The following is a 25,743-nucleotide window of genomic DNA, read 5'->3' on the forward strand; positions in this document are numbered from 1 at the left end:
CATTCCCGCCTGACTCGATATTGAGAAGCGCTCTCAAGTATCAACGGGGCTGTTTCGAATGTTTGCTTCTTCTCATCGCGCCACGCGTTCCGTCTGGCTTTGCTCCTCCGCCCTGCTGGTGATGGCAGGCCCGGTTCTGGCGCAGGACCGGATGATTGTGGCGGCCACAGAGCCGACCCAGCTGGAAGAAGTCGTCGTCACGGCCTCTGGCTTTGAACAACGCATCACCCAGGCCCCGGCTTCGATCAGCGTCATTCCCCGGGCCGAGATCGAGGAGACTCGCGCGACCTCGATCGCCGAAATCCTGACCAGCATCGAAGGCGTCGATGTTGGGGCCCCGGTCGGAAAGACGGGCGGCCAGACCATCAACATCCGGGGCATGGGGTCGGACTATACCCTGATCCTGATCGACGGCCGCCGCCAGAATACGGCGGGCAGCGTGACACCCAACGGCTTTGGCGAGACCTCGACCAGCTTCCTGCCGCCCGTCTCGGCCATCGACCGGATCGAGGTGGTGCGCGGGCCGGTGTCGACCTTGTACGGGTCGGACGCTATGGGCGGGGTGGTCAACATCATCACGCGCAAGGTCGGCGATGTCTGGGGTGGAGCGGTTACGGCCAACTACACGCTGCAAGGCGACGATGCCTTCGGCGACCTGTTCGGGGGCGACGTCTATCTGAGCGGACCACTGGTGCCCGATCTGCTGGGCCTGTCGCTGCGCGGCAACTATTCGGCGCGCGAGCAGTCGGCCCTGACATTCGAAAATGTGGGCGGGGTCGAGACGCCCGTCAGCGGCTTTGGACGCAGTTCGACCGAGAACGAGATCTGGTCCCTGGGCGGGCGGCTGAGCCTGACGCCGCATCCTGACCATGACCTTTGGCTGGACGTCGATGTGGCGCGGCAGTGGTACGACAACGCCAATGGCCAGTTGGGTACCAACACCACGGCCGGAGGATACGCCAATGCCCTGGAGTTCAACCGCGATCAGGTTTCGCTGGCCCACGACTGGCGTCTGCCGTTCGGCCAGCTGTCGTCCAACCTGTCCTATGGACGAACCGAGACGATCGGGCGGATCATCCCCAATGGCGTGGCCGGGGCCGGGGGTCCGCGCACGCTGGAGTCGGAGAACACCATCTTCGATACCAAGCTGTACTCTCAGTGGCGCAACCACACCTTCACCGTCGGAGGCCAGTTCTGGGACGCCCAGATGGTCGACGGCGTCGCGCCCGACATCTTCGAGCACCAGCAGTGGGCCCTGTTCGCAGAGGACGAATGGCGGTTCAGCGACACCCTTGCCCTGACCCTGGGGGCACGGCACGACGACCATTCGGTGTTCGGCGCGCACTTCAGCCCGCGCGCCTATCTGGTCTGGAACGCCACACCGGAATGGACGATCAAGGGTGGGGTCAGTCAGGGGTTCAAGACCCCGCGTCTGGAGCAACTGGCCAGCGGCATCAACGGCTTTGGCCAGCAGGGTCGGCTGCCGCTGCTGGGATCGCCTGGCCTGATGCCCGAGACTTCCACTTCGACCGAAGTCGCGGTCTTCTATGACAACGGCGGGGCGTTGAGGGCCAGTGCGACGCTGTTCCACAACCAGTTCGACGACAAGATCGCGACCGGCTCGCCGGTGGCCAACTGCACCTTCGGCCTGACGGCGGCCCAGTATGAAGCGGGCGGATATCCGACCACGGGCTGTGTTGATGTCGGCTTCTGGCCGAACTTCGCCACCTTCGGCCAGAGCGTGAATATCGACGAGGCGGAGACGCAAGGCCTGGAGGTCTCTGCCCGCTGGCGGTTCGCCACCGACTGGAGCCTGCAAGGCAACTATACCTATACCGACAGCGAGCAGAAGTCGGGCTCCGGTGCCGGCCTGCCGCTGACGAATACCCCGCAGCATATGCTGAACGGCAATCTGCGGTGGGCGGCGACGGACCGGCTGGGCCTGTGGCTGCGCGGCGAATACCGGTCAGAGCGGTTCCGGGGCGTCGGTGCGGCGCGGGACGCATGGGGCGACTATGAGGCCTACAGCCTGTTCCATCTGGGCGGATCGTATGACGTGACCGATCGCGTCACGGTCAATGCGGCGATCTACAACCTGTTCGACACCGACTTCGTCAGCCTGCTGCCCTACGGCACACCGGTTACCTACACGCCGGAGTATGCCAATAATCAGGAGCCGCGCCGCCTGTGGATGTCGGTGGCCATGACGTTTTGACGCACGGGTCAATGCGAATGGTGACGCTTCGCTAAGGGCATGGTCATCTTTTTCTGAGAAACGGGGTTCTTCCAAGGAATCCTATGACCGACCGCTCTGTCCGCAATCTGGTTCACCTGCGCTCCTCGGCGTCGACGGCGCGCGTGCTGAATCTGCTGAACGTCTACAAGGAGCACGGCGACACCGAGGAATGGGCTGAAAAGCCCATGTTCCGGACGCCTGCCCTGAACCGGTCGATGATCATCAAGCACCGTTTGCGGCGTGATGAACTGGACGCCTTTCCGATCAAGCGGCAGGTGGCGACCAAGATCGTCATACCGATCGACACCAACGATCTGCGGACCGGCGGACGCTTCCTGTTCGTGGGCCAGCGCCATTTCGAGCGCCTGCTGAAGGAAGCCTTCGGCATGGAGCACGATCATCCGGACATTGCTGTGCTGCGTCTGTTGGACCGTTTGCCCTCGCTGGACCCGTTTTTGTTGCGCGAACAGCTCAAGCGCAACGGGGTCGAACCGGCCCCCTGCTATCTGGCCATCAGCGAATCCGACATGGCGCGGATGATTCATTTCGTGGAGGAGGAAATCCGCCCGCTGGTGACGCTCAGCCTGGGCGGAGAGAACGCCAACTCCGCCTCCTCGCGACGTCTGGCCGGCAAGATCCTGTCCAATGAGCCGGGCGACCGCATGGAGGCCCTGCGTCACACCCTGCGTCTGGAGCCCGAGGACTATCAGGAGGGCATCTTCTGCTGGAAGGGCTTCCTCTATTACAAATGGGTGCTGAACAGCCTGCGCGGCGAGATCGACGGCGTGGCCAAGGCCGTGCGCACGGTCAAGCCGATCGGCAAGGTCGATCGTGCGGCCAAGGAGTATCTGGACCGGGGCCGTGAAGTTCTCAGCGAACGGATTTCCAAGACCTGCGAGGACGTATCCCGCACGCTGAAAATCTACGACGATGCCTATGTTGGCCTTTCGGTCGAGGGCGGGGCCAATGCGTTCCGTGACTTCCTTCTGTCGGCTCCGAACCTGTTCGCGAGGCTGGGCGATCAGCTGGGCGCGGTCCAGCATGTCGTCAGCTTCTGGCGCTTCCGCTTCGGGCCCAATGCCAACCCGGTCAGCGTCGAGGAGTTGATCGACATCTTCATGGACTTCGAGAACGGTCTGGCAGATCGCAATCAGGACCTGGGCCAGTCGATCATGGCCGCCTGATACGGCAAGGGCCGGAAGCATAGCTCCCGGCCCAAATCAATACACCGTCGCGCTCAAGCAGCGAGCGACCGCGTCGCGCGCGGTAGCGCCCCTAGTATCTGTAATGATCCGGCTTGAACGGACCCTCGGTCGGGACCGAGATATAGTCGGCCTGTTCCTTTGACAGGGTCGTCAGCTTGGCCCCCAGCTTGCCCAGGTGCAGCATGGCGACCTTCTCGTCCAGGTGTTTGGGCAGGACATAGACCTGGTTGTCGTACTTGGCCTTGTTGGTCCACAGCTCGATCTGGGCTAGGGTCTGGTTGGTGAAGCTGGCGCTCATCACGAAGGACGGGTGGCCCGTGGCATTGCCCAGGTTCACCAGACGGCCCTTGGACAGCAGGATGATCTTCTTGCCGTCCGGGAATTCGACGTGGTCGACCTGGGGCTTGATCTCGTCCCACTTCATGTTCTTCAGGCCGGCGACCTGAATCTCGCTGTCGAAGTGGCCGATGTTGCAGACGATGGCGTTGTGACGCATCGCCCGCATGTGATCGACGGTGATGACATCCTTGTTGCCCGTGGCGGTCACGAAGATGTCGGCCTTGTCGGCGACGTCGTCGAGGGTCTGGACATCATAGCCTTCCATCGCGGCCTGCAGGGCGCAGATGGGGTCGATCTCTGTCACGATCACGCGGGCACCGCCCTGGCGCAGCGAGGCCGCCGAGCCCTTGCCCACGTCGCCGTAGCCGCAGACCACGGCGACCTTGCCCGACAGCATGACGTCGGTGCCGCGACGGATAGCGTCGACCAGGCTTTCGCGGCAGCCGTACAGATTGTCGAACTTGGACTTGGTGACGCTGTCGTTGACGTTGATGGCGGGGAAGGGCAGGTCGCCCTTCTTGGCCATTTCATACAGGCGATGAACGCCGGTGGTGGTCTCTTCCGACACGCCGCCGATGGCGTCGCGAATGGCCGAGTAGAAGCCGGGCTTCTCTTTCAGATACCGCTTCATGACCGCGAAGAGGGCCTCTTCTTCTTCGTTCTGCGGGTTGTCCAGAACGCTGATGTCCTGCTCGGCCTTGGGACCCAGCACGCACAGCAGGGTGGCGTCGCCGCCGTCATCGAGGATCAGGTTCGGATAGCCACCGTCCGACCATTCGAAGATCTTGTGGGCATAGTCCCAGTATTCTTCCAGCGTTTCGCCCTTGGTGGCGAAGACCGGCGTGCCGTTGGCGGCGATGGCGGCCGCGGCGTGGTCCTGGGTCGAGTAGATATTGCACGACGCCCAGCGCACCTCGGCCCCCAGGGCTTCCAGCGTCTGGATCAGGACGGCGGTCTGGATCGTCATGTGCAGGCTGCCGGCGATGCGGGCACCCTTCAGGATCTGCGACGGACCGAACTCCTCGCGCAGGGCCATCAGCCCGGGCATTTCGGTTTCCGCGATCGCGATCTCCTTGTTGCCGAAGGGGGCCAGGGAGATGTCGCGTACGATGTAGTCGGTCATGGGCGGGGTCCGGTCGATAAGGGTTGCGGCGCATATAGACTGCCCACCCTCTCGCGGCAAGAAACACATAAGGATGTCTTTATGTGTTTGGCGATGGTGTGGCCTGTGTAACAGCTTGGCGGCACGGACAGGCGGCGCTAATCAGCGGCCATGACCCAAGCGACTGCGACCACTATGGCCACGCCCCGCAACGACTGGACGCTGGAGGAGGTCGAGGCGCTGTTCGCCCGGCCCTTCATGGAACTGGTGTTTGAGGCCGCGACGGTTCACCGCGCCTGGTTCGATCCATCTGAGGTGCAGAAGTCGCAGCTGCTGTCGATCAAGACCGGCGGCTGTGCCGAGAACTGCGGCTACTGCTCCCAGTCCGCCAGTTTCCAGACGGGGCTGAAGGCCGAAAAGCTGATGGACACGACCAGCGTCCTGGCCGAGGCGATGGCGGCCAAGGCGGGCGGAGCCTCGCGCTTCTGCATGGGGGCGGCGTGGCGCGAACTGAAGGACCGCGACACGCCCAAGCTGGCGGCGATGATCTCGGGGGTGAAGGCCCTGGGGCTGGAAACCTGCGCCACCCTGGGCATGCTGACGGCGGATCAGGCGCGTCAGCTGAAGGACGCGGGCCTCGACTATTACAATCACAACCTGGACACTGGCCCGGAGTATTACGCCGAGGTCGTCACGACCCGGACCTATGACGACCGGCTGGATACGCTGAAGCATGTGCGCGATGCGGGGATGTCGACCTGTTGCGGCGGCATCGTGGGCATGGGCGAGGCCCGCCGGGATCGGGCGGGCCTGCTGCATGCGCTGGCGACCCTGCCGGTGCATCCCGACAGCCTGCCGGTCAATGCCTTGGTGCCGGTCACGGGCACGCCGCTGGGCGATCGGGTCAGGCGTGAGGGAGAGATCGATCCGATCGAGTTCGTGCGCACCGTCGCAGTGGCGAGGCTGGTCTGTCCCCGCGCCATGGTCCGTCTGTCGGCCGGGCGCGAGACGATGAGCCCGGAGATGCAGGCGCTGTGCTTCCTGGCCGGAGCCAACTCCATCTTCGTCGGCGGCAAGCTGCTGACCACGCCCAATCCGGAGCAGGACGAGGATGCTCAGCTGTTCGCCCTGCTGGACCTGAAGCCGATGGCCCCGCAGATCGCCCCATCACAGACGCAGGCCGCGTAACCGGACCTTAAGCGCGCTGTGCGAGGGTTCGGGCATGGATCGTCGCGCCCTTCTCGGCCTAGCAGCCGTTGCCGTGTCTGCCTCTGTCCCATCCGCCTCGGCGGCTGGAGGCAAGGATACGGCCGCCCCCCAGGCCACCTTCACTCGCCTGCCGACTGTGACGGGCAATGTCACCGGCTCGAACGGGCGTCGCGCCATCATGTCGGTGGAGCTAGGGCTGGACGTACCTGACGCGGCCCTGCGCACCCGTGCTACCCAGTCCGCGCCGCGCCTGCGCGCCGCCTATGCCACGGTGGTCCAGCGTGTCGCCTCCACGACCCTGCCGGGCATGGCCCCGGACGTCGAACGTCTGGTCGCCCAGCTTCAGGCCGCGACCAATGCGACCTTGGGCCGGTCGGGCGCGCGGCTGCTCATCGGCACGGTGATGGTGGTTTAGGGACTAGGGTCTAGGTTTTAGGGGCCAGGTTCCCGGGAGGGTCCGGCCCGTCTTTCTTCCCTAGAACCTAGAACCTAAAACCTAGTCCCTCGTCGGATCGGCCTGGTTGTCGTCGCCATAGGTCAGGGCCAGGAAGACGTCTTCCAGATCGGGATCCTCGGTGGTGATGTCGGCGATGGTCACGCCGGCGGCGCGGACGGCGGCCAGCACGTGTTCGACCGAGGACTGGCCCTTCTTGTAGCTGACCGAGAATGACCCGTTGGGCCGAGCGACGGCCTCGAATCCGTTCAGTTGCGGCAATGCTTCTAACGGACTGTCAGGCGTCACCACCACATTGCGGGTGTCGAGACGTCGCAGAAGCTGCGGCGTCGGTTCGCAGGCCACGACCGAGCCGCGGTTCATGATGGCGATGGTGTCGCACAGCTCCTGGGCCTCCTCCAGATAGTGAGTGGTCAGAAGGATGGTCACGCCCTCGGCATTGATGCGGCGGACGTAGTCCCAGAGCTGGCGGCGCAGCTCAACGTCTACCCCGGCGGTCGGCTCGTCCAGGATCAGGATGGGCGGATTGTGGACCAGGGCCTTGGCCACCATCAGGCGACGCTTCATCCCGCCCGACAGCGCCCGCACATAGGCGTGGGCCTTGTCCGACAGGCCGAGCGCAGCCAGCAGTTCGTCGCTGCGGCGTTCATTGGCGGGCACGCCATAGAAGCCGGCCTGAACCTCCAGCGCCTCGCGCGGGGTGAAGAAGACGTCGGCCACGATCTCCTGCGGCACGACCCCCAAGGCGGCGCGGGCGTCGCGCGGCTGGCTGTCGATGTCGCGGCCCCAGATGGCGGCGGTGCCCCCGGTCTTGTTGACGATCCCGGCCAGGATGTTGATCAGGGTGGACTTGCCCGCGCCGTTGGGGCCCAGCAGGCCGAACATCGACCCGCGCGGAATGACCAGATCGACGCCGTTCAGCGCGGTCTTGGGCGGCGACTTCTTGTTGCCGGCATAGGTCTTCTCCAGCCCGCGCACCTCGATGGCATTGACGGGCAGGGTGTCGGTCTCGGTCATCAAGTCGGCTTTGTTGGAACGGTCGCGGAAGCGCGAGTGTGCATAGGTATGGGCTGTCCTGTCCCGCGCCAAGTCTGGAGCGAAAAGAGTGAGTCTCAGGATGTGTCAATGACGCTTGACAAAGGATGCGCACGTGTCTAGCTTCCTTGTCATTGTGTAGCGCATCCTTGACGGAGACGAATGATGAAGCCTCTTAACCGCACCCGCATCATCGGCTTTGCCGCCATGGGCGTCTGTGTCCTCGGTTATGGCGGCATGGCCGTCGCCCTGATCCTGGGCAAGACCGAGGCCCTCACCACCCCCCAGTCCCTGATCATCGCGGGTATCGCGGCCGTGATCGGCGAGATCGGCCTGTGGGTCGGCGCAGCCTGTCTGGGACTGACGCTGTTCAAGAAGCGCAAGGCCATGCTGGACCGTCTGATGGGCCGAAAGCCTGCCCCCGTGGTCACAACGGGCCCGGATGTTCGCGAGCAGGTTTGACCTTGGCGGCGGGTCCGCATAGGACTCGCCGCGTTCACTCCGAGCCCGTATCCAGCCCTGTCAGGTCGACATGCCGCCGCGCCATCCCGACGTTCTCGTTCCCCCGCCCGAGCAACTGGTCGTGTCGACCAAGCGCGTGGCTTGCGATGGTGGCGGCGGGGCGCTGGGCCACCCACTGGTCTATATGGACATGGGCGAGGACGACTTCGTCGAATGCGGCTACTGCGACCGCCGCTTCGTTCTGAGCGACAAGCCGCACGCCGAGAGCGAATATCTGGATCCTGCGGCACGGCCGCCCGAAGCTCACTGATACGGCGATCCCAAGAGGGTTGCTTTTGAAAACGGTAGTGCGATAGTCGGCACATGACCGCCGCGCCCTCCTCCACCGCTGCCGCCTTTGCCACCATGACAGGACGCGACCTGCTTCAGGCCGTGATCGATGGGCAACTGAAGGGCGCGAGCATCGCCGACAGCCTGACGTTCGAACTGGTCGAGGTCGGAGAGGGCTTCGTGGCCTTCGAGGGCGACACGGGTCCGCATCTGCTCAATCCCGCCGGCATGGTGCATGGTGGCTGGGCCCTGACGCTGATCGACAGCGCGGCGGGCTGCGCGGCCCACTCCACCCTGCCCGCAGGGGTCGGCTATTCGACCCTGGAGACCAAGGTCAACTTCGTGCGCCCCATCGCCATCGATACGGGCCGTGTCCGTTGCGAGGGCCGGGTGATCAATCCGGGCCGCCAGATCATCACCGCAGAGGGAACGGTCAAGGATGCGGCGGGGCGTCTGCTGGCGCACGGAACATCGACATTGATGATCCTTCAGCCGAGAGGCTGAAACGGCTCGTTAATCGACGCGGCGCACCCTGCGGTTTCCAGCCGGGAGAAGACGCGGTGTCGACCATCCAGACCAACAGCTATCGTCGCCCGAGAGATCATTTCGAGCCCGAGGACAATGATCCCCAGGAGCAGCGACGGATTCGCGGCCTGCTGGAGCAGATCGACTATTCCGCCTTCGTCGCCAATCGGGAAGTGGTCAGCCAGATGCTGCCGCCGCTGGATCCTGCCGTATTCCAGCGCCTGGCCGTGCTGACGGCGACGTCGCGGGCGAAATGGGTGGCAGAGGCGTTGCGCCTGTCGGAATCCGGGGCGCCGGCCACGCCGGATCAGGTCGCCCGGCTCACGTCAGCCCGCACCGCCTATGAAGAACTGGGCGAGGCCTATGAGGGCCTGCGCCGCATGGTCGAGCGTGGCTATGTCGCGATCAAGTCGCCACCGGCCTGACGATCGGTCCTGAACCCTAGTCCAGCGGCTGAGGGCGAGTAACCACGGGCGCGTCCGGATCGCTGGTCGGCGGCGCGGCGATCGTCGGGGGCGGCCCCACCGGTTGCGTCGGAGCGATCTCGATCACGACGGGCGGCGGTGACTGAACCGTGGGGGCCGGCGTCGGCGCAGGCGTGCTGGCCGGAGCCGGACGGGGCGCGGCGGGTGTCGTCGTTCGAGGCGACGGTGTGGTTTCGGCACGGTTCGGAGGAGAAGCGACGGGCGCGGTCGTAGGTGTCGAAGCCGTGGTCGTCGCGTCCGACGTCGCCGTGGCGGGAGTGGCATCGGCCACGGGCGCGGCCGCAGGCACGGCCTCGGTCGAAGCGGGCAGGGAGGTCGCCGGTGCGACAGAAGCCGCCGCAGGGGCGACCGGGGCGCGGTTGACCCACCACACGCCAGCAGCGGCGACAGCCAGAACCGCAACGGCTCCCCCGGCGATCAGGGGCATGCGGCTTGTCTTCCGAGCGGTGCGCGCGCGCGTCTGGGTGATCGGAGTGGAGATCGTAGACGTCCCGGCGACTGCCTCGACCGGCCGTGCTGCGTCTGGTCGTGGCTGTTCAGACGGAGGCACCGGGGTCTTCTGCGCAGCCACGGGCGTCGGCGCGGTCGCTGCTGCCGCCGGAGCCTTAGCGGGCGTCGGCAAGGGCCGAACCGTCAGATCGGGCGCGGGCGTGACTGGCGCTGCGTCCGGGGATGTCTCGACGACGGGTGTCCCGGTCTTGACCTGCTGCTGTGTCGGCAGGGCCGGCGACGGCTTGTAGGCTGGCCGGGGGATCATGGAGCCGGAGAAGATGTCCGGGCGCGTTCCCATCAGCTGAGGCGGCTGCTGCTGAGGTACGGCGGCGTGCGGCGTGGCGATCACGGGTGGCTGGCTGCGCGGCGGCTCACTTCGGGGCAGCTCGGGCAGGGGCGGCAGGCGTTCGCCGCGCGGCAAGGGACCGGCGCGGAAGGTCGTCTGTGGCGGACGGCCCCAGATCGCCGGCTTGCGGAACGGCTCTGCGGGGGGCGTGGACTTGGGATTGTTGTCGGAGGGCATTGGAACTCCCGCGCCGGATCGGGCGCGTCTGGCAGACTTTAACGGTCAAGGGTGCGGGCCGATCTGGCCCGTTTCGTGACAAACATGCTGGAGCGAAATCTGAGCCGAGCCGGACGGCGTCCAGCTCGAACGATTTGGCTCTAGTTCTTCAGACGATAGCCGGTCCGGAACATCCAAACCACAATGCCCAGGCAGACAGCAAAGAAGGCCAGGGTGGCCAGGACGCTGATCCCTATGCCGACATCCCCCTGGCCATAGAAGGTCCAGCGGAAGCCGGAGATCAGATAGACCACCGGATTGAACAGGGTGATCGTGCGCCACATCGGTGGCAACATGTCGATCGAATAGAAGGACCCGCCCAGGAAGGTCAGAGGCGTGACCACCAGCATGGGGATCATCTGAAGCTGCTCGAACCCGTCGGCCCATATGCCGATGATGAAGCCGAACAGGCTGAAGGTTGTCGAGATCAGGATCAGGAACAGCAGCATCCAGACCGGGTGCAGGATCTCCAGCGGCACGAACAGGGCCGCCGTGGCCAGGATGATCAGGCCCAGCACCGCCGACTTGGTCGCCGCCGCCCCGACGTAGGCCAGCACGATCTCCAGAGAGGAGACGGGGGCCGACAGGATCTCGTAGATGGTGCCGGTGAATTTCGGGAAGTAGATGCCGAACGACGCGTTGAAGATCGACTGGGTGAACAGGCTCAGCATGATCAGGCCGGGCACGATGAAGGCCCCGTAGGGCACGCCGTCGACCTCGGTCATGCGCGAGCCGATGGCCGAGCCGAAGACCACGAAATACAGGGCGGTGGTGATCACCGGGGTCACGATCGACTGCCAGATGGTGCGCAGCGCCCGCGCCATCTCGAAGCGATAGATGGCCCAGACGCCATGACCGTTGAAACTGATCGCGCTCATGCGGCGGCTCCTGCGGGACGGTCCTGGTGCACCAGGCTGACGAAGATGTCCTCCAGCGAACTCTGGCGGGTGTTCAGGTCCTTGAAGGCGATGCCGTTCTCGGAGAGCGCCCGCATCAGCGACGGCACGCCGGTGCGTTCGGCGTTGGAATCGAAGACATATTCCAGCTCATTGCCCTCGGCCTTCAGCGTCAGGTTCCATTCGGCGAGGGGGGCAGGGACGGCGGTCAGGGGTTCCTGCAGATTGAGCGTCAGCGTCTTCTTGCCCAGCTTTTTCATCAGGGCCGCCTTCTCCTCGACCAGGATCAGCTCCCCCTTCAGGATGACGCCCACGCGGTCGGCCATCTCCTCGGCCTCCTCGATATAGTGGGTGGTCAGGATGATGGTGACGCCGCTCTCGCGCAGCTGGCGGACCAGGTTCCACATGTCGCGGCGCAGTTCGACGTCCACGCCCGCCGTCGGTTCGTCGAGGAACAGGATGTCCGGCTCGTGGCTGAGCGCCTTGGCGATCATGACGCGGCGCTTCATGCCGCCGGACAGCGTCATGATCTTGGCGTCCTTCTTGTCCCACAGGCTGAGGTCGCGCAGGACCTTTTCGACATGGGCGGGGTTGGGGGCCTTGCCGAACAGACGCCGGCTGAAGTTCACCGTGGCCCAGACCGTCTCGAAGGCGTCGGTGGTCAGCTCCTGCGGCACCAGGCCGATCCGCGAGCGGGCGGCGCGGTAGTCCTTCTGGATGTCGTGACCGTCGGCGATGACCGTGCCGGTCGAGGGTGTGACGATGCCGCAGACGATGGAGATCAGGGTCGTCTTGCCCGCCCCGTTGGGGCCCAGCAGGGCAAAGATTTCGCCCTTGCTGATGGTCAGGTCCACGCGTTTCAACGCCTGAAGGCCCGACTTGTAGGTCTTGGTCAGACCGTCGATCTGGATGACCGGATGCATGTGCGCCCTCCCGTGAGCGATGCGCAGATAAGCCTGAGGCCGCGCGACCACAAGCCGACGATCCGGTTGATTTCGACCAAGCGGAGCCTTATCGCCTGCCGCGCATTTGCAGCCTCGTGTCCATTCTGTCCCCATCCAGACCCCGTCGCCTGATCCGGAACCTGCCGTCCACGGACAGTCTGCTGGAAGGGGCGGCGCGCGTCGGCTATGGCGCACGCGGCTTCGTCTATCTGTCCGTGGGCCTGATCGCCCTGATGGCGGCGATGGACTGGATGGCCGATGCAGTGGGCACCAGCGGGGCCGTGGGCTGGCTGGCGCAGCAGCCGTTCGGGCGGGTCTGGCTGGTGCTGCTGGGCGTTGGCCTCTGGGCCTTTGTGCTGTGGCGGGTGCTGCAGTCCGTCTTCGATGCCGACCGGGAGGGTACTTCGCTGAAGGCCTGGGGCATGCGCGGGGGGCAGGCGATCAGTGGTCTGGTCTACGGCTTGCTGGCCGCCGGTGTTTTCGAGCTGCTGGATGAGGTCAAGGCCAATCCCGCTGCCGAGGATATCGCCGAGAACCAGCAGAAGGCAGCGGCCCTGCTGGAAATGCCGTTCGGCCACTGGCTGCTGATCGGCGTGGGACTGACCGTCGGCGGGGTGGCGATCGGAAACATGATCCGGGGCTTCCGGTCGGACTTTTCCAGCGATCTGGCCTGTTCTGCCGACATCTGTCGCCGGGTCGTGCCGGTGGCGCGGGCGGGCTATGTAGCGCGGGGGTTTGCCCTGCTGCCCCTCGCCCTGTTCGTCATCATCGCGGGGTTCCGGGCCAGCGCGGCAGAGGTCTCCAGTTTCGGGGCCGGGCTCGATGCACTGGAACGCCAGCCGGGCGGATCAATCATCCTGTCGCTGACCGCCATCGGCCTGATGGCATTCGGAGCCTTCGCCTTCGTGGAGGCACGGTATCGCCGGATACGGGCACCGAAGGACCTGAACCCGTTGAAATAGAGGGCATGGCGTCGCGGCCTGCGTCCGGACGCAAGGCGCGTCGTATATCGATGGTTATCATCACCTGCCGGAGCCGCATCATGTCTGTCCGAAGCCTCGCTGCCGCCATTGTCGTTGCGCTTAGCCTGGGGGCCTGCGTGACCGCCCCCTCGCCGGATCAGGTGCGCGCGCCCCAGCCGTTGAAGCCGGTCGATCTGGAGCGGTTCTATTCCGGGCGCTGGCTGGAGATCGCCCGCCTGCCCATGCGGATCACCGACGGCTGCGTCGCCGGGGCCACCAACTATGTGATCGTCAATCCGACCCGTGTGGATGTTCGCGACACCTGTCAGTCCGGCACGCCCCAGGGGCAAGAGAAGGCCATTGGCGCACGCGGTGAAATCCTGGATCCCGGCACCAATGCCAAGCTGAGGGCGCGTTATCTGGCCGGGTTCGTGACCTGGGACTACTGGGTTCTGGATCGGTCCGACGACTACAGCTGGTTCATTTCCGCGGACCCGACCTTCGACAAGCTGTGGATCTACACTCGCGAGGTGCCCGACTCCGCAGAGCGTGAGCGGCTTGTCGCCCGCGCCGCGGCTCTCGGATATGATGTCAGCCGTCTCGAGTTCCCTGAGTTCTGACGGAGCCACCATGACACCATCCATTGGCCGACCCCGCCTCCTGGCGGCGGTCGCCTGTCTGACACTTGCCGCCTGCGCCGGACCTGCGGCTCTTGATCCTTTGGTCGGGTTCGGACCCAATCCGACATTGCCGGAGCCGACTTCGTCGCTGGTGCCGCGGGTGAACATCGCCGATGCTGTCGGCTGGCCCGAAGGGCGCATGCCGGTCGCCGCGCCGGGGTTTCGGGTTCAGGCCTTTGCGTCGGGGCTAGACCATCCGCGCTGGCTGTATCGCCTGCCCAATGGCGACATCTTGGTGGCCGAGAGCAATGCGCCGCCCAAGCCGGACGACAAGAAGGGCGGTCTGCGCGGCTGGGTCCAGGGGCTGATCATGGGCCGGGCCGGGGCGACGGTGCCCAGCGCCAATCGCATCAGCATGTTGCGTGACGCCGACGGCGACGGCGTGGCCGAGACAAAGACGGCCTTCCTCGAAAACCTGATGTCGCCCTTCGGCATGGTCCTGGTCGGCGATACTCTCTACGTCGCCAATGCCGATGCGGTGGTGGCCTTTCCCTATCAGCCGGGCCAGACGCGGATCGACGCCGCGCCGCGCACGGTCGTGGCCCTGCCTGCCGGGCGCAACCATCACTGGACCAAGAGCCTGGTCGCCTCGCCTGACGGATCGCGGCTGTATGTCGGGGTCGGCTCCAACTCCAACATCGGCGAGAATGGCCTGGACGAGGAAGAGGGCCGCGCCGCCATCTGGGAGATCGATCCGGCGACCGGGGCAAATCGCATCTTTGCTTCCGGCCTGCGTAATCCCGTCGGCATGGACTGGCAGCCGGATAGCGGCAAGCTGTGGGTCGCGGTCAATGAGCGGGACGAACTGGGCAACGACCTGGTGCCCGACTACATGACATCGGTCACGCCGGGGGGCTTCTATGGCTGGCCGTGGAGCTATTACGGGCAGACGGTCGATACGCGCGTCGAGCCCGCGCGGCCCGACAAGGTAGCGGCGGCGCTGCGCCCCGACTATGCGTTGGGGGCTCACACCGCATCCCTGGGCCTGACGTTCGGCGAGGGCGACAGTTTCCCGGCACAGTATCGCGGCGGTGCCTTCATCGGTCAGCATGGATCGTGGAACCGCAAGCCCCGCAGCGGCTACAAGGTGATCTTCGTGCCCTTCGCCAACGGCAAGCCCAACGGCGGGCCGCAGGATATCCTGACCGGCTTTCTCAACGAGAACGAACAGGCCATGGGGCGGCCTGTCGGTGTTCAGTTCGATGGAACCGGAGCCCTCCTGGTCGCCGACGATGTGGGCAATGTCATCTGGCGGGTGTCGCCGACCTCTTGAGATCGGCAGCAATTGGAAAGGCCCCGACGGAGCGATCCGCCGGGGCCTTCTGCTGTCTGGTGCCTGCGCTTAACCGGCGGGCGGAACCACGATCACCGGGGCCGGCGTGGGAGCCGGGCTGACCGGCGCGGGAGTCACGACGACTGGCGCACGATTCAGCGTCGAGGTCGGCGACGGGGCGGCGCTGGAAGCCGGTGCCGACGGTGTGGCATTGTACGGCTGCGGACCGGTCAGGACGGGCTCTGGCGTCGCTTCAACGCGCGGTGTGGCCGGGGCTGCGGTACGCGGGGCAGAGCGGCGAACCGGGGCGGACTCACGGGCGGGCTCGACCGGACGCGCCACAGGAACCGGGGCCGGAGCGACGTCCACAGGGGCGGGGTTCGCCGCTGCCGTCAGGGGCGAGGTAGCCACGTCAGGCTGCAGCGGCTGGCTGGTCAGAGGCGCAGGGGTCGCCACCTCAGCCTCGGCCATCTGGCTCGCCTCACCGCCGCCCATCATCATGACTGCGCCGATGCCCCCAATGGTCAGGACGCCGATCGGAGCCAGGATCATCCAGGTCCTGAGACCGCCCTTGTTCTTGCGGGCCTGACGGCTGCGGGCGTAGGCGGGGACGTAGGGAGCCTCGCTGTCCAGCGGGCGGTCCAGAATGGTGTCATTGTCGGTGTAGGTTACGGACATGTCGTTCACCTCCATTAGTGAGGTCAGAAAAACCGGTTCGAAAGAACGAAGTTCCTGAAAATCAGCGTTGCCGTGAAGAAACACCGAAGCTGCCGCATTTGAGGTCGATTAAAGATCGAACTGTGTTCTACAGAGTATCATACTATGGGTTTCGTCCCCGCGTGACCGGGCGAACGACTTGCCAGGGTCTGAATACAGCTTGTCTCGATAACGATCGACAGTGCCGCGGGCCGACGGACTCTCAAGCTTTACCCAACGTCACCGCTGCATCGATGCCACGCCCGGTGATCAAGGCGAGCGTGGATACCGATAAACGCGCCGAAGGTTCGCTCGCCGGTTGACCGGGGCGGATGGCTTGTCCATCACCTTGGAACGGCTGAATTTTGATGGAGGCACGGGTAGGCAGATGGGTCTGGTGGCGAACATCAAGCGCGATATCCGGTTCGCCAAGGGGCTGAACCGCCTGTTCAAGCGCATCAAGCCCATCGAACTGGATAGCCCGGTCCTGGTCTGCGACGACTGGGAAGAGGCGGTCGACAAGTTCGGTGACAATGTCGCCATCCAGGACGATCAGCGCAGTCTGACCTATCGCGAGCTGGACGCCATGGCCAACCGCTTTGGCCACTGGGCCCAGAGCCGTCGGCTGAAGCGGGGCGATACCGTCGCCCTGGTCATGCTGAACCGCGCCGAATACATCGCCGCCTGGATGGGCTTCGCCAAGGTCGGGGTCGGTACGGCCCTGATCAACACCAATCTGACCGGCCACGCCCTGGCTCACTGCCTGTCGATCTCCAATGCCTCCCAGGTCGTCACTGATCTGGAATGCTGGCGCAGTGTGGACGATGCGCGCCTGCTGTCGGGGCGAAACCTGATGCTCTGGGTTCTGGGGCTGGGCGATACCGATGAGGCCGACAGCCGCCGGGGTCTGGACAAGCCGGTACGCAGCGGATCGTCCGTGCGGCCCAACCGCTCGCTGCGGTCGGGCCTGACCAATCGCGACACGGCCCTGTATATCTACACCTCCGGCACGACGGGCATGCCCAAGGCGGCCAAGATCACCCACGCCCGGGCCCGCACCTACATGCGCGCCTTTGCCGGAGCGACGGCGGCGACCGACAAGGATGTAACGTTCAACGTCCTGCCGCTTTATCACTCGACAGGTGGCCTGGTCGGCATCGGCCCGGCCCTGCTGAACGGCGGCAAGCTGGTCCTGCGCCGGCGGTTTTCCGCCTCCAGCTTCTGGCCCGATGCCAAGGCGACCGGGGCGACCCTGTTCGTCTATATCGGGGAGCTGTGCCGCTATCTGGTCAACTGCCCAGAGCAGCCGGATGAGCGGTCGCACAAGTTGCGGCTGGCCTTCGGCAACGGCCTGCGCCCCGATGTCTGGGACGATTTCCAGAAGCGGTTCCGCATCCCCGACATTCTGGAGTTCTACGGCTCGACCGAGGGCAACGTTTCGCTGTTCAACTTCGACGGCAAGCCGGGGGCCATCGGCCGCGTGCCCGGCTTCGTGAAGAACAAGATCAACTTCAAGCTGGTGAAGTTCGACATCGATACCGAAGAGCCCCTGCGCGGCAGCGACGGCCTGTGTCAGTTGACCGGGCCAGGCGAGGTGGGCGAGGCCCTGGGCAAGATCAGCGACGACCTGCGTCACAGCTTTTCCGGCTATGCCGACAAGGCCGCGTCGGAAAAGAAAATCCTGCGCGACGTCTTCGTGCGCGGCGATCGCTGGTTCCGTACGGGTGACCTGATGCGTCAGGATTCCGAAGGCTATGTCTATTTCATCGACCGGATCGGCGACACCTATCGCTGGAAAGGCGAGAACGTCTCGACCGCCGAGGTCGAGCAGCGTCTGGCCGATGCGCCGGGCGTCAAGGAGGTCATCGCCTACGGCGTACCGATCCCCGGTCAGGAGGGCAAGGCGGGCATGGTCGCATTGGTGCTGGACGGAAAGTTCGAGGCCGCCGGCTTCGCCCAATGGGTTGAGGCCGAGTTGCCGTCCTATGCGCAGCCCTGTTTCGTGCGGGTGATCAAGGCGGCGGACACCACCGGTACGTTCAAATACCGCAAGATCGACCTGGTTACCGATGGCTTCGATCCGGGCAAGGTCGACGGGGCCCTGTACGTCCGGGGCGGCAAGAGCGGCTATACCAAGCTGACGGCGGCGGCACGTGCAGCGATCCTGAGTGGCGAGACGCGTCTTTGATCGACCACGGTTCGCAACCGCCCCTTAATCATTAACGGCGATCATGCGCGTCTCTCCTGCCAGGACGCGCCCGCCTCATGTTTCAGATCATCGGTATCGTCGTGCTCTTCGGCATGGTGTTCGGCGGCTATACGATCGCCGGCGGCAAGATGGGGGTCATCCTCCATTCCCTGCCCTATGAGATGATGATGATCGGCGGGGCGGCGATCGCGGCCCTTCTGATGTCCAACTCGCCCAGCACCCTGAAGGGCGTGCTCGGCAGCTTCGGCCGCATCTTCGGCGGACCGAAATGGAAGAAGCAGGACTACAAGGACCTGCTTTCCCTGCTGTTCCAGCTGACCAAGACGATGAAGTCCAAGGGCGTGATCGCCCTGGAAAGCCACATCGAGAAGCCGGGCGAAAGCACCATCTTCCAGCAGTACCCCAAGGTGCTGAAGGACCATTTCGCCACCGACTTCATCTGCGACACCCTGCGGATGATGACGATGAACCTGGAGGATCCTCACCAGATCGAGGACGCCATGGAAAAGCAGCTGGAGAAGCATCACCACGAGGCATTGGGACCGGCACATGCCCTGCAACAGATGGCCGATGCCCTGCCGGCTCTGGGGATCGTTGCCGCCGTTCTGGGGGTGATCAAGACGATGGCCGCCATCACCGAACCGCCCGAGGTTCTGGGTGGCATGATCGGCGGCGCCCTGGTCGGCACATTCCTGGGCGTCTTCCTGGCCTACGGTCTGGTCGGGCCACTGGCTGCGCGCCTGCAACAGATCGTCGACGACGACGGCTCCTACTACAAGATCATCCGTTCGGTTCTGGTCGCCCATCTGCACGGCAATGCGGCCCAGATCTCGATCGAGATCGGTCGCGGCGACATTCCGTCGTCGGCCCAGCCGTCGTTCGCCGAGATGGAAGAAGCCCTGTCGGCAGCGCCCGCGGCGGCGTGATCAGCGTTCACGAACGCGTGATAATTTCGCTTGCCTGACGCCTCGCCTTGGCGTTCACTCCGTCTCGCGGGGGCGTCTGATCCCGCATAACCTTCTGAAGGACTACACACATGCGCATCACCGCTCTGGTTGCTGCCTCGGTTGCCGCTCTGGCCCTGGCCGCCTGCACCCCTGCCGCTGAAGACAACGTCGCTGACGCCAACGAAGCCGCCGCCGACGCGACCCAGGCCGCTGCCGACGCCACGGCTCAAGCTGCCGAAGCGACGACCGAAGCCGCTGCCGCCACGTCGGACGCCGCTGCCGCCACCGCCGAAGGCGCGATGGCTCCTGCTCCCGCTGCCGATGGTGCAATGGCTCCTGCCGCCGACGGCGCAATGGCCCCGGCACAATAAGACGAACGTCTCAGCCTTTCGGCTGTGCGAGAGAAGGGTCGCCCGCAAGGGCGGCCCTTTTTTCATGGCTGAAGGGTGAGGGCATCGGGTGCGACCGGCGCCAATGTCTGTTAGGCAAAGCCGTCATCGCCCCCGACCCAAGGCCCCCTCATGCGCTTTCCCCGCGCCGCCCTGACCCTCTCGCTCTTGTCCGTGCTGACGATTGCGGCGTGCAGCAAGCCCGCCGAAGAGGCGGCACCTGAGGCGCACGCCGCCGAGGCGGCGGATGGCGACCATGCCGAGGCTGCGACCGAAGAGGTCGTCACCATGGAGCAGGCGGTCGAGGATGCCCGCGCCGCAGCCGAAGCGCCGGCCGCCGCGACACCCACCGCGACTGCGCCCGCCAATGGAACTCCGGCTGCCGAAGGTCACGATGCGGCGTCGGGCGATCATGCGGCATCGGCTGAAGCCGCGCCTGCCGCCACTGCCGAACACGCGTCGGGCCATTGAGCGACGACCGCTCGCCGCGTCTGCTGTGGGCCGATGACGGCGCGCCGCGCTCGGGCCGATTCGACGATGTCTATTTTTCAAAGGAAGACGGTCTGGCCGAGAGCCGGGCAGTCTTCCTGACCGGCTGCGACCTGCCCAACGCCTGGGCGGGACGGCGGCATTTCACCGTGGCCGAACTGGGATTCGGTACGGGGCTGAACATCGTCGCCCTGCTGGATCTGTGGCGGCAAGAACGACCGGCCGATGGCCATCTGCATGTCTTCTCCATGGAAGGCTTCCCCCTCGGCAGGGATGAGGCCGCGCGCGCTCTATCGGCGTGGCCGGAGATGGAGGCGGTCGCTCAGGCGCTGCTCGACCGCTGGCCTGCCGGCACGCCGGGCTTTCACCGCGTGAGCCTGCCGAAGTTCGGGGCGACGCTGAATCTGGCGGTCGGCGATGTGCAATGGGCCCTGACGGAATGGTCGGGACAGGCCGATGCCTGGTTCCTGGACGGGTTCGCCCCCTCGACAAATCCCGGCATGTGGTCGGACGCGGTGATGGACGCCATCGCCGCCCGGTCGGCACGGGGGGCACGGGTCGCCACCTTCACCGTCGCCGGGGCCGTGCGGCGCGGTTTGAGTGAGCGCGGCTTTCAGGTGGACAAACGCCCGGGCCATGGTCGCAAGCGCGAGCGGCTGGAAGCGCGGCTGCCAGGTACCATGCTGGAGGCCTTACCTCCGACGGTCGTCGTCATCGGAGCAGGCATAGCGGGGGCCTCCCTGGCGCGGGCATTCGCCGCCCTTGGCTATCGCGCGACGGTCGTGGAGGCGGAGCATGCCGGTGCGGGCGGATCCGGCTTTCCGGCCGCCCTGGTCACACCGCGACTGGATGCGGGAGACAGCGAGATCGCGGCCCTGCACGCCCAGGCGCTGGCGCGTGCGGGGGCGCTGTATGCCGCTGTGCCAGAGGCGGTGGTCGCGCATGGTGTGCTGCAACTGGAACAGGCAGCGCGCGATGCCGGTCGGTACCGCAAGATCGCCGATCAGGACCTCTGGCCAGCGGGGACCATGACCGTCGTCGATGCCGCGACCGCCTCGGCTCATCTGGGGGAGGGCGTCGAGACCGGAGGGCTGATGATGGCTTCCGCCCTTGCTGTTCGGCCCGCGCCCGCACTGGAGGCCTGGCTGGCCGAGGCAAATCGGGTGACGGCCAGCGTCGAACGTATCGAGCAGACCGCCAAAGGGTGGCGGCTGTTGTCGGCGGAGGGCGACCTCATTCTGGCGGCGGACGTCGTGGTCGTGGCGGCGGGCTGGGGCACGGCGGCGCTGGCGGATTATCTGCCTCTGTCGCCGGTCCGGGGCCAGGCGGATTGGGTCGATGTCGAAGCGGAGACATTTGTCCCACCGGTCGCCTGGGGCGGCTATCGCGTGCCGACGGGCGAGGGCTTTCTGTTTGGCGCGACCCATGATCGGGGTCGTGTCGATACGGCGGCCTCGGCAGAGGATACGGCCCGCAACCTTGCCACGCTCTCGGCCCGCCTGCCCGAGACAGCCGTTCTGATGCCCGGGACGATGCACAGCCGCGCCGCCATACGTGCCACGACGCCGGACCGCCTGCCGCTCGCGGGCGCGGTCCCCGATAGACCGGGTCTCTACGTTCTGGGCGGTCTTGGGTCGCGCGGCTTCTGCGTCGCGCCGCTGCTGGCCGAGCATGTCGCCGCCCTGGCGACCGGAACGCCGTCACCGCTGCCAAACGACCTGGCCGCTCGCCTCTATCCGGGGCGTGGCAGGGCGTCGGCCCTTGCGGAAACGGCGAAAACGGCGGACCCTTGATCGACAGCGGGGGCTGTCGTGGAGCCAGCCATGCGTAGCGTCACCACCCTCATCGCCCTGATGATCCCATCCGTCCTTGCGGCCTGTGCGCCCATGTCGGGCGATCCGACACAGACGGCGTCCGCAGTCCGACCCGAGCGCCAGTGTTTCAACGTCGGCCAGGTCAACAACTTCCGTCAGGGGCGCGCCACAGAGGTCTATCTGAAGGTGGGCCGCAGCGACGTCTATCGGCTGGATGCGGCGGGTGGCTGCAACGATCTGGATTTCGCCCATCGCCTGGCCATCCTGCCGGATGGCGCAGGGCTGAGCGGCAGCCGTCTGTGCACGGACGACTGGGCACGTCTGGTCGTGCCGGGTTCGACCACGCCGGCCAGCGTCTGTCGCGTGCGGATCAGTGAGCGGCTGACGACCGAAGAGGTCGCGGCCCTGCCGTCATCCTATAAGCCCTAAGCCTTCTGGGCGTAGCCGAGCCGCTGGTTCAGCTTTTCGATCAGGTCGATGGCCGTGTCGGCGATGACGGAGCCGGGCGGATAGACGGCGGCGGCTCCCATGTCGATCAGGGTCTGGACGTCGCCCGGCGGAATAACGCCGCCGACCGTGATCATGATGTCGGGCCGCCCCAGCTTGGCCAGTTCAGCCTTCAGTTCGGGCACCAGCGTCAGGTGGCCGGCGGCTAGGGACGAGGCCCCCACGACATGGACGTTGTTGGCCACGGCGTCGCGCGCGGCCTCGGCCGGAGTCTGGAACAAGGGCCCGGCGACGGCCTCCAGCCCCAGGTCGCCATAGGCGGTGGCGACCACCTTCTGACCCCGGTCGTGCCCGTCCTGGCCCAGTTTGGCGATCAGGATGCGGGGCGGCCCGCCGTCGTTCTCGACGAAGGCGGCGACCATGTCGCGGGCCCTGGATATCCTTGGATTTTCCCCGGCCTCTTTCGCATAGACACCCTGGACAGTCTGGACCCTGGCGACATGGCGTCCGAAGGCGGCTTCCAGCGCGTCGGAGATTTCGCCGACCGTGGCGTGCGCGCGCGCGGCCTGCACAGACAGCTCCATCAGATTGGCCTTGCCTCGAGCTCCTTCGGTCAGGGCATTCAGCGCGGCCTGCGTCTTCGCCTCGTCGCGTTCGGCCCGCAGCTTCTGCAGCTTCTCGATCTGGCGGGCGCGGACCTCGGCATTGTCGACCTTCAACATGGGGATGTCGTCGAGGGTGTCGTTCAGATAGCGGTTCACGCCCACGACCGTCTGCTGCCCCGTGTCGATCCGGGCCTGAGTCTTTGCCGCCGACTCCTCGATCCGCAGCTTGGGGATGCCCGCCTCGATGGCCTTGGCCATGCCGCCCAGTTCACGCACTTCGGCCATGTGGGCCCGTGCCCGCTCGGCCAGTTCGTGGGTAAGCCGCTCGACATAGTAGCTGCCGCCCCAGGGATCGATGACGCGGGTCAGGCCGGTCTCCATCTGCAGCAGGATCTGGGTATTGCGCGCGATCCGGGCCGAGAAGTCCGTCGGCAGGGCCAGGGCCTCGTCTAGGGCATTGGTATGCAGGCTCTGCGTCTGACCGCCTGCCGCCGCCATGGCCTCGACCATGGTGCGCGGCACATTGTTGAACACGTCCTGGGCCGCCAATGACCAGCCTGAGGTCTGGCAGTGGGCGCGCAGGGACAGCGACCGCGGGTCGGTCGCCCCGAACTCGGCCTTGACCGCCTCGGCCCACAGCAGGCGGCCCGCGCGCATCTTGGCCACCTCCATGAAGTAGTTCATGCCGATGGCCCAGAAGAAGCTGAGACGCGGCGCGAACCGGTCCACCGCCATGCCCGCATCGACGCCCGCCCGGATGTATTCCAGCCCGTCGGCCAGGGTGTAGGCCAGCTCGATATCCGCCGAGGCCCCCGCCTCCTGCATGTGATAGCCGGAGATGGAGATGGAGTTGAACTTGGGCGTCTCCTGCGCCGTCCAGGCGAAGATGTCGGCGATGATCCGCATCGAGGGTGCGGGCGGATAGATGTAGGTGTTCCGGACCATGAACTCCTTGAGCACATCGTTCTGGATCGTGCCGGTCAGGTCGGCGTGGGGCACGCCCTGTTCCTCGGCGGCCACGACATAGAGCGCCAGGATCGGCAGAACCGCGCCGTTCATGGTCATGGAGACCGACATCTGATCCAGCGGAATGCCGTCAAACAGAGTGCGCATGTCCAGAATGGAATCGATCGCGACCCCGGCCATGCCGACGTCGCCCGCCACGCGCGGATGGTCCGAATCATAGCCCCGGTGCGTGGCCAGGTCGAAGGCGATGGACAGCCCCTTCTGACCCGCCGCCAGATTGCGGCGATAGAAGGCATTGGACGCCTCGGCGGTGGAGAAGCCCGCATACTGGCGGATCGTCCACGGATTGCCCGCATACATGGTCGGATAAGGGCCCCGCACATAGGGGGCGATGCCGGGCAGACCGTGGATGAAGTCCAACCCTTGCACGGCCCCGGCGTTATAGGCGGTCGCGACGGTCAGCCCCTCGGGCGTACGCCAGGCGTCGCGCTCGGGACCGGTGCCCGTGGCCGATGTGTCGAGAACGACGCGGGAGAAGTCAGGAAAGCTCATTGCGTCTCTCCCGGGTCATTCGTCTCGAAGGCAGCGGCAAAGCGTGTGGGGGTCAGGGGTTCGCAGGTGTCGCCGCCCCCATGGGCCACCATCATCGGCTCATCTTCGACGGGGGCCGGACGCGGCTCTGCATCGACGTATTTGGTTACCCCCACGATCTGCGCCGCGCCATTGGCCAGCGCCTGTTCGCGCAGGGCCCGGGCCCGCGCGACGCGCGGCTGGATCAGTCCGCCCTTCAGCGCGTCGATCAGCCCGCCTTCGGCCTGGATGATCTGGAACTCGGCCCAGGCCGCTTCGGCCAGGTCGCGGGTGCGGGCGTCGAGGTACCAGGAGCCGGAGGCCGGATCATCCACCCGACCCAGATTGGCCTCCTCCATCAGCACCAGTTGTGTGTTGCGCGCCTGACGCCGGGCAAAGGCGTCGGGCCGTCCCGCGGCGCGCGAAAAGGCATCGACCACCACCGCATCGGCCCCGCCGACCGCGCCCGCGAAGCCCGCCGCCGTCAGCCGCAGCAGATTGGGCCAGGGATCGACCCGGCTCAGCATCCGCCGCGACGACCGCGCCTCGATCATGGCCGGGGCGTCGAAGCCGAAGGCCCCCGTCAGCGTCTTCCACAACATGCGCAGGGCCCGCACCTTGGCCAGGCCGTCAAAATATTCGGCATCGACCGACACCCCCAGAACGGTCGCCCTCAGGGCCGCCTCGGCCGTCATGCCCGCGTCGGTCGCCGCCCTGGCCAGGGCCACCGCATTGGCCAGGACGAAGGCCAGTTCCTGGGCGATCGAACCGCCCGCCTCGTGCACGACCCGTCCGCCAGCCATGAACAGGCTGGCGTCCGGATAGGCCCCGGCATGCCGGGCCGCCGTATTGGCCGCCAGCTCCAGATGCGCCGCGATCGGACGCGGCGAGGCCCCCGCCTCGGCAAAGGCGGACAGGGGGTCCAGGTGGAACATCAGTTTCGCGCGCGGCGAGCCCTTGCCCACGACCGCCAGGGCATTGGCCGCATCCGGCCCGTCCAGACCCGCGTCCAGCCCGACCGCCGCCAGCTCCAGCGCCACGCCGTCCAGCGCCCGCGCCAACGGCTCGCTGTCGTTCAGGATCGCGCCTTTCAGAATCACCGAGGCCGCGCCGCCAGTCAGGTCGGCCAGCACCGCCGAATTGACGGCGTCGGGCGCGTCGCCCTCGACCAGGGTCCGCAGATCCCACGCCCGGCCCTCGGCATCCGACGGGCGCGGCGCAACGATCGGCTCGACCGTCGTCGCCTCTGCGTATAGCGGCCGAACCGCCAGATGGTCCGCGTCCAGATGGACCAGACTTTCCAGAGGCCGGTCCTTCAGCGCCTTCTGGGCCAGCTCGCGCCATTGGGCGGGGGAGGGGGTATCGAACAGGTTCGCCATGGCGCTTCATTGCCCCCGGATGCGCGCCCGGTCCAGCCCGG

25 protein-coding genes are annotated in these 25,743 nt (G+C 66.1%); 17 read left to right on the plus strand and 8 right to left on the minus strand.

The window, feature by feature from the left end:
* Positions 1 to 58: 58 nt before the first annotated feature.
* Both WC585_RS06890 and WC585_RS06895 read left to right on the plus strand, forming a co-directional pair.
* The gene (locus WC585_RS06890; RefSeq protein WP_373256932.1) at positions 59 to 2,215 is read left to right on the plus strand and encodes a TonB-dependent receptor domain-containing protein; all 2,157 of its coding nucleotides are present in this window, start codon (positions 59 to 61) and stop codon (positions 2,213 to 2,215) included.
* 83 nt (positions 2,216 to 2,298) lie between these two features.
* Complete coding sequence (locus WC585_RS06895) at positions 2,299 to 3,420, plus strand: hypothetical protein (RefSeq protein WP_373256933.1); 1,122 nt, start codon at positions 2,299 to 2,301, stop codon at positions 3,418 to 3,420.
* 91 nt (positions 3,421 to 3,511) lie between these two features.
* Here the strand turns inward: WC585_RS06895 and ahcY are convergent, their stop codons facing one another.
* Positions 3,512 to 4,903, minus strand: coding sequence for an adenosylhomocysteinase (gene ahcY / locus WC585_RS06900; protein ID WP_373256934.1), 1,392 nt, complete (start codon positions 4,901 to 4,903; stop codon positions 3,512 to 3,514).
* A 174-nt stretch (positions 4,904 to 5,077) separates the two neighbouring features.
* On the opposite strand from ahcY, the gene bioB reads away from it, so the two are divergent.
* Together bioB and WC585_RS06910 are read left to right on the plus strand one after the other, a co-directional pair.
* Positions 5,078 to 6,070 carry a biotin synthase BioB gene (gene bioB / locus WC585_RS06905; RefSeq protein WP_373257188.1) on the plus strand — a complete coding sequence of 331 codons (993 nt, stop codon included), beginning with the start codon at positions 5,078 to 5,080 and terminating at the stop codon, positions 6,068 to 6,070.
* A 73-nt stretch (positions 6,071 to 6,143) separates the two neighbouring features.
* Positions 6,144 to 6,506 (plus strand): Tat pathway signal protein, encoded by a 363-nt coding sequence (locus WC585_RS06910; RefSeq protein ID WP_373256935.1) that lies wholly within the window; start codon positions 6,144 to 6,146, stop codon positions 6,504 to 6,506.
* A gap of 81 nt (positions 6,507 to 6,587) precedes the next feature.
* Here the strand turns inward: WC585_RS06910 and WC585_RS06915 are convergent, their stop codons facing one another.
* Positions 6,588 to 7,562, minus strand: a complete 975-nt coding sequence (locus tag WC585_RS06915) for an ATP-binding cassette domain-containing protein (RefSeq protein ID WP_373256936.1) — start codon at positions 7,560 to 7,562, stop codon at positions 6,588 to 6,590.
* Positions 7,563 to 7,742: 180 nt separating this feature from the next.
* Between WC585_RS06915 and WC585_RS06920 the strand changes: the two genes are divergently transcribed.
* The 4 genes from WC585_RS06920 to WC585_RS06935 all read left to right on the plus strand — a co-directional run bounded on the left by WC585_RS06920 (position 7,743) and on the right by WC585_RS06935 (position 9,322).
* Positions 7,743 to 8,042, plus strand: a complete 300-nt coding sequence (locus tag WC585_RS06920) for a hypothetical protein (RefSeq protein ID WP_373256937.1) — start codon at positions 7,743 to 7,745, stop codon at positions 8,040 to 8,042.
* Positions 8,043 to 8,112: 70 nt separating this feature from the next.
* The gene (locus WC585_RS06925; RefSeq protein WP_373256938.1) at positions 8,113 to 8,352 is read left to right on the plus strand and encodes a zinc-finger domain-containing protein; all 240 of its coding nucleotides are present in this window, start codon (positions 8,113 to 8,115) and stop codon (positions 8,350 to 8,352) included.
* Between the two features lie 53 nt (positions 8,353 to 8,405).
* The gene (locus WC585_RS06930; protein ID WP_373256939.1) at positions 8,406 to 8,876 is read left to right on the plus strand and encodes a PaaI family thioesterase; all 471 of its coding nucleotides are present in this window, start codon (positions 8,406 to 8,408) and stop codon (positions 8,874 to 8,876) included.
* A gap of 56 nt (positions 8,877 to 8,932) precedes the next feature.
* The gene (locus tag WC585_RS06935; protein ID WP_373256940.1) at positions 8,933 to 9,322 is read left to right on the plus strand and encodes a hypothetical protein; all 390 of its coding nucleotides are present in this window, start codon (positions 8,933 to 8,935) and stop codon (positions 9,320 to 9,322) included.
* 16 nt (positions 9,323 to 9,338) lie between these two features.
* Here WC585_RS06935 and WC585_RS06940 read toward each other — a convergent pair whose 3' ends face one another.
* From WC585_RS06940 to WC585_RS06950, 3 genes are all read right to left on the minus strand, one after another.
* The gene (locus WC585_RS06940; protein ID WP_373256941.1) at positions 9,339 to 10,397 is read right to left on the minus strand and encodes a hypothetical protein; all 1,059 of its coding nucleotides are present in this window, start codon (positions 10,395 to 10,397) and stop codon (positions 9,339 to 9,341) included.
* Between the two features lie 140 nt (positions 10,398 to 10,537).
* The gene (locus tag WC585_RS06945; RefSeq protein ID WP_373257189.1) at positions 10,538 to 11,305 is read right to left on the minus strand and encodes an ABC transporter permease; all 768 of its coding nucleotides are present in this window, start codon (positions 11,303 to 11,305) and stop codon (positions 10,538 to 10,540) included.
* A 5-nt stretch (positions 11,306 to 11,310) separates the two neighbouring features.
* The gene (locus WC585_RS06950) at positions 11,311 to 12,255 is read right to left on the minus strand and encodes an ABC transporter ATP-binding protein (protein ID WP_373256942.1); all 945 of its coding nucleotides are present in this window, start codon (positions 12,253 to 12,255) and stop codon (positions 11,311 to 11,313) included.
* A 116-nt stretch (positions 12,256 to 12,371) separates the two neighbouring features.
* Between WC585_RS06950 and WC585_RS06955 the strand changes: the two genes are divergently transcribed.
* The 3 genes from WC585_RS06955 (at position 12,372) to WC585_RS06965 (ending at position 15,191) form a co-directional block, all read left to right on the plus strand.
* Positions 12,372 to 13,238 carry a DUF1206 domain-containing protein gene (locus WC585_RS06955; protein ID WP_373256943.1) on the plus strand — a complete coding sequence of 289 codons (867 nt, stop codon included), beginning with the start codon at positions 12,372 to 12,374 and terminating at the stop codon, positions 13,236 to 13,238.
* Positions 13,239 to 13,318: 80 nt separating this feature from the next.
* Complete coding sequence (locus WC585_RS06960) at positions 13,319 to 13,858, plus strand: lipocalin family protein (protein ID WP_373256944.1); 540 nt, start codon at positions 13,319 to 13,321, stop codon at positions 13,856 to 13,858.
* Positions 13,859 to 13,868: 10 nt separating this feature from the next.
* Positions 13,869 to 15,191: a PQQ-dependent sugar dehydrogenase gene (locus WC585_RS06965; protein ID WP_373256945.1), complete on the plus strand. Its 1,323-nt coding sequence runs from the start codon at positions 13,869 to 13,871 to the stop codon at positions 15,189 to 15,191.
* Between the two features lie 69 nt (positions 15,192 to 15,260).
* Here the strand turns inward: WC585_RS06965 and WC585_RS06970 are convergent, their stop codons facing one another.
* A complete protein-coding gene (locus tag WC585_RS06970) occupies positions 15,261 to 15,869 on the minus strand; it encodes a hypothetical protein (RefSeq protein ID WP_373256946.1) in 609 nt (202 codons plus the stop codon).
* A gap of 406 nt (positions 15,870 to 16,275) precedes the next feature.
* Here WC585_RS06970 and WC585_RS06975 point away from each other — a divergent pair, with 406 nt between their 5' ends.
* From WC585_RS06975 to WC585_RS07000, 6 genes are all read left to right on the plus strand, one after another.
* Positions 16,276 to 18,075 carry a long-chain-acyl-CoA synthetase gene (locus WC585_RS06975; protein WP_373257190.1) on the plus strand — a complete coding sequence of 600 codons (1,800 nt, stop codon included), beginning with the start codon at positions 16,276 to 16,278 and terminating at the stop codon, positions 18,073 to 18,075.
* Between the two features lie 77 nt (positions 18,076 to 18,152).
* Positions 18,153 to 19,022 carry a flagellar motor stator protein MotA gene (gene motA, locus WC585_RS06980; RefSeq protein WP_373256947.1) on the plus strand — a complete coding sequence of 290 codons (870 nt, stop codon included), beginning with the start codon at positions 18,153 to 18,155 and terminating at the stop codon, positions 19,020 to 19,022.
* Between the two features lie 110 nt (positions 19,023 to 19,132).
* The gene (locus tag WC585_RS06985) at positions 19,133 to 19,414 is read left to right on the plus strand and encodes a hypothetical protein (RefSeq protein WP_373256948.1); all 282 of its coding nucleotides are present in this window, start codon (positions 19,133 to 19,135) and stop codon (positions 19,412 to 19,414) included.
* Between the two features lie 150 nt (positions 19,415 to 19,564).
* Entirely contained in the window at positions 19,565 to 19,903 is a 339-nt protein-coding gene (locus WC585_RS06990; protein WP_373256949.1) for a hypothetical protein, read from the plus strand.
* Positions 19,900 to 21,714, plus strand: coding sequence for an FAD-dependent 5-carboxymethylaminomethyl-2-thiouridine(34) oxidoreductase MnmC (gene mnmC, locus WC585_RS06995; RefSeq protein WP_373256950.1), 1,815 nt, complete (start codon positions 19,900 to 19,902; stop codon positions 21,712 to 21,714). The genes WC585_RS06990 and mnmC overlap by 4 nt, the downstream gene beginning before the upstream one ends.
* 30 nt (positions 21,715 to 21,744) lie before the next feature.
* Complete coding sequence (locus tag WC585_RS07000) at positions 21,745 to 22,164, plus strand: DUF6491 family protein (protein WP_373256951.1); 420 nt, start codon at positions 21,745 to 21,747, stop codon at positions 22,162 to 22,164.
* Here the strand turns inward: WC585_RS07000 and scpA are convergent.
* Both scpA and WC585_RS07010 read right to left on the minus strand, forming a co-directional pair.
* A complete protein-coding gene (gene scpA, locus WC585_RS07005) occupies positions 22,161 to 24,305 on the minus strand; it encodes a methylmalonyl-CoA mutase (protein WP_373256952.1) in 2,145 nt (714 codons plus the stop codon). The two genes, WC585_RS07000 and scpA, sit on opposite strands and share 4 nt — an antisense overlap.
* Positions 24,302 to 25,702, minus strand: a complete 1,401-nt coding sequence (locus tag WC585_RS07010) for a methylmalonyl-CoA mutase family protein (RefSeq protein ID WP_373256953.1) — start codon at positions 25,700 to 25,702, stop codon at positions 24,302 to 24,304. Before WC585_RS07010 ends, scpA begins: the two co-directional genes overlap by 4 nt.
* Between the last annotated feature and the right edge of the window lie 41 nt (positions 25,703 to 25,743).

This window comes from Brevundimonas sp. (assembly GCF_041648055.1).
Classification (GTDB): Bacteria; Pseudomonadota; Alphaproteobacteria; order Caulobacterales; family Caulobacteraceae; genus Brevundimonas.

What these genes read in the sequence shown, in the direction of transcription:
- WC585_RS06925 (WP_373256938.1), top strand. Translation starts at nt 8,113, where the DNA reads ATGCCGCCGCGCCATCCCGACGTTCTCGTTCCCCCGCCCGAGCAACTG.
- ahcY (WP_373256934.1), bottom strand. Translation starts at nt 4,903, where the DNA reads ATGACCGACTACATCGTACGCGACATCTCCCTGGCCCCCTTCGGCAAC.
- WC585_RS06920 (WP_373256937.1), top strand. Translation starts at nt 7,743, where the DNA reads ATGATGAAGCCTCTTAACCGCACCCGCATCATCGGCTTTGCCGCCATG.
- motA (WP_373256947.1), top strand. Translation starts at nt 18,153, where the DNA reads ATGTTTCAGATCATCGGTATCGTCGTGCTCTTCGGCATGGTGTTCGGC.
- WC585_RS06960 (WP_373256944.1), top strand. Translation starts at nt 13,319, where the DNA reads ATGTCTGTCCGAAGCCTCGCTGCCGCCATTGTCGTTGCGCTTAGCCTG.
- scpA (WP_373256952.1), bottom strand. Translation starts at nt 24,305, where the DNA reads ATGAGCTTTCCTGACTTCTCCCGCGTCGTTCTCGACACATCGGCCACG.
- WC585_RS06990 (WP_373256949.1), top strand. Translation starts at nt 19,565, where the DNA reads ATGCGCTTTCCCCGCGCCGCCCTGACCCTCTCGCTCTTGTCCGTGCTG.
- WC585_RS06895 (WP_373256933.1), top strand. Translation starts at nt 2,299, where the DNA reads ATGACCGACCGCTCTGTCCGCAATCTGGTTCACCTGCGCTCCTCGGCG.
- WC585_RS06940 (WP_373256941.1), bottom strand. Translation starts at nt 10,397, where the DNA reads ATGCCCTCCGACAACAATCCCAAGTCCACGCCCCCCGCAGAGCCGTTC.
- WC585_RS06890 (WP_373256932.1), top strand. Translation starts at nt 59, where the DNA reads ATGTTTGCTTCTTCTCATCGCGCCACGCGTTCCGTCTGGCTTTGCTCC.
- WC585_RS06915 (WP_373256936.1), bottom strand. Translation starts at nt 7,562, where the DNA reads ATGACCGAGACCGACACCCTGCCCGTCAATGCCATCGAGGTGCGCGGG.
- WC585_RS06965 (WP_373256945.1), top strand. Translation starts at nt 13,869, where the DNA reads ATGACACCATCCATTGGCCGACCCCGCCTCCTGGCGGCGGTCGCCTGT.
- WC585_RS06950 (WP_373256942.1), bottom strand. Translation starts at nt 12,255, where the DNA reads ATGCATCCGGTCATCCAGATCGACGGTCTGACCAAGACCTACAAGTCG.
- WC585_RS06975 (WP_373257190.1), top strand. Translation starts at nt 16,276, where the DNA reads ATGGGTCTGGTGGCGAACATCAAGCGCGATATCCGGTTCGCCAAGGGG.
- WC585_RS07000 (WP_373256951.1), top strand. Translation starts at nt 21,745, where the DNA reads ATGCGTAGCGTCACCACCCTCATCGCCCTGATGATCCCATCCGTCCTT.
- WC585_RS06985 (WP_373256948.1), top strand. Translation starts at nt 19,133, where the DNA reads ATGCGCATCACCGCTCTGGTTGCTGCCTCGGTTGCCGCTCTGGCCCTG.
- WC585_RS06970 (WP_373256946.1), bottom strand. Translation starts at nt 15,869, where the DNA reads ATGTCCGTAACCTACACCGACAATGACACCATTCTGGACCGCCCGCTG.
- bioB (WP_373257188.1), top strand. Translation starts at nt 5,078, where the DNA reads ATGGCCACGCCCCGCAACGACTGGACGCTGGAGGAGGTCGAGGCGCTG.
- WC585_RS06930 (WP_373256939.1), top strand. Translation starts at nt 8,406, where the DNA reads ATGACCGCCGCGCCCTCCTCCACCGCTGCCGCCTTTGCCACCATGACA.
- WC585_RS07010 (WP_373256953.1), bottom strand. Translation starts at nt 25,702, where the DNA reads ATGGCGAACCTGTTCGATACCCCCTCCCCCGCCCAATGGCGCGAGCTG.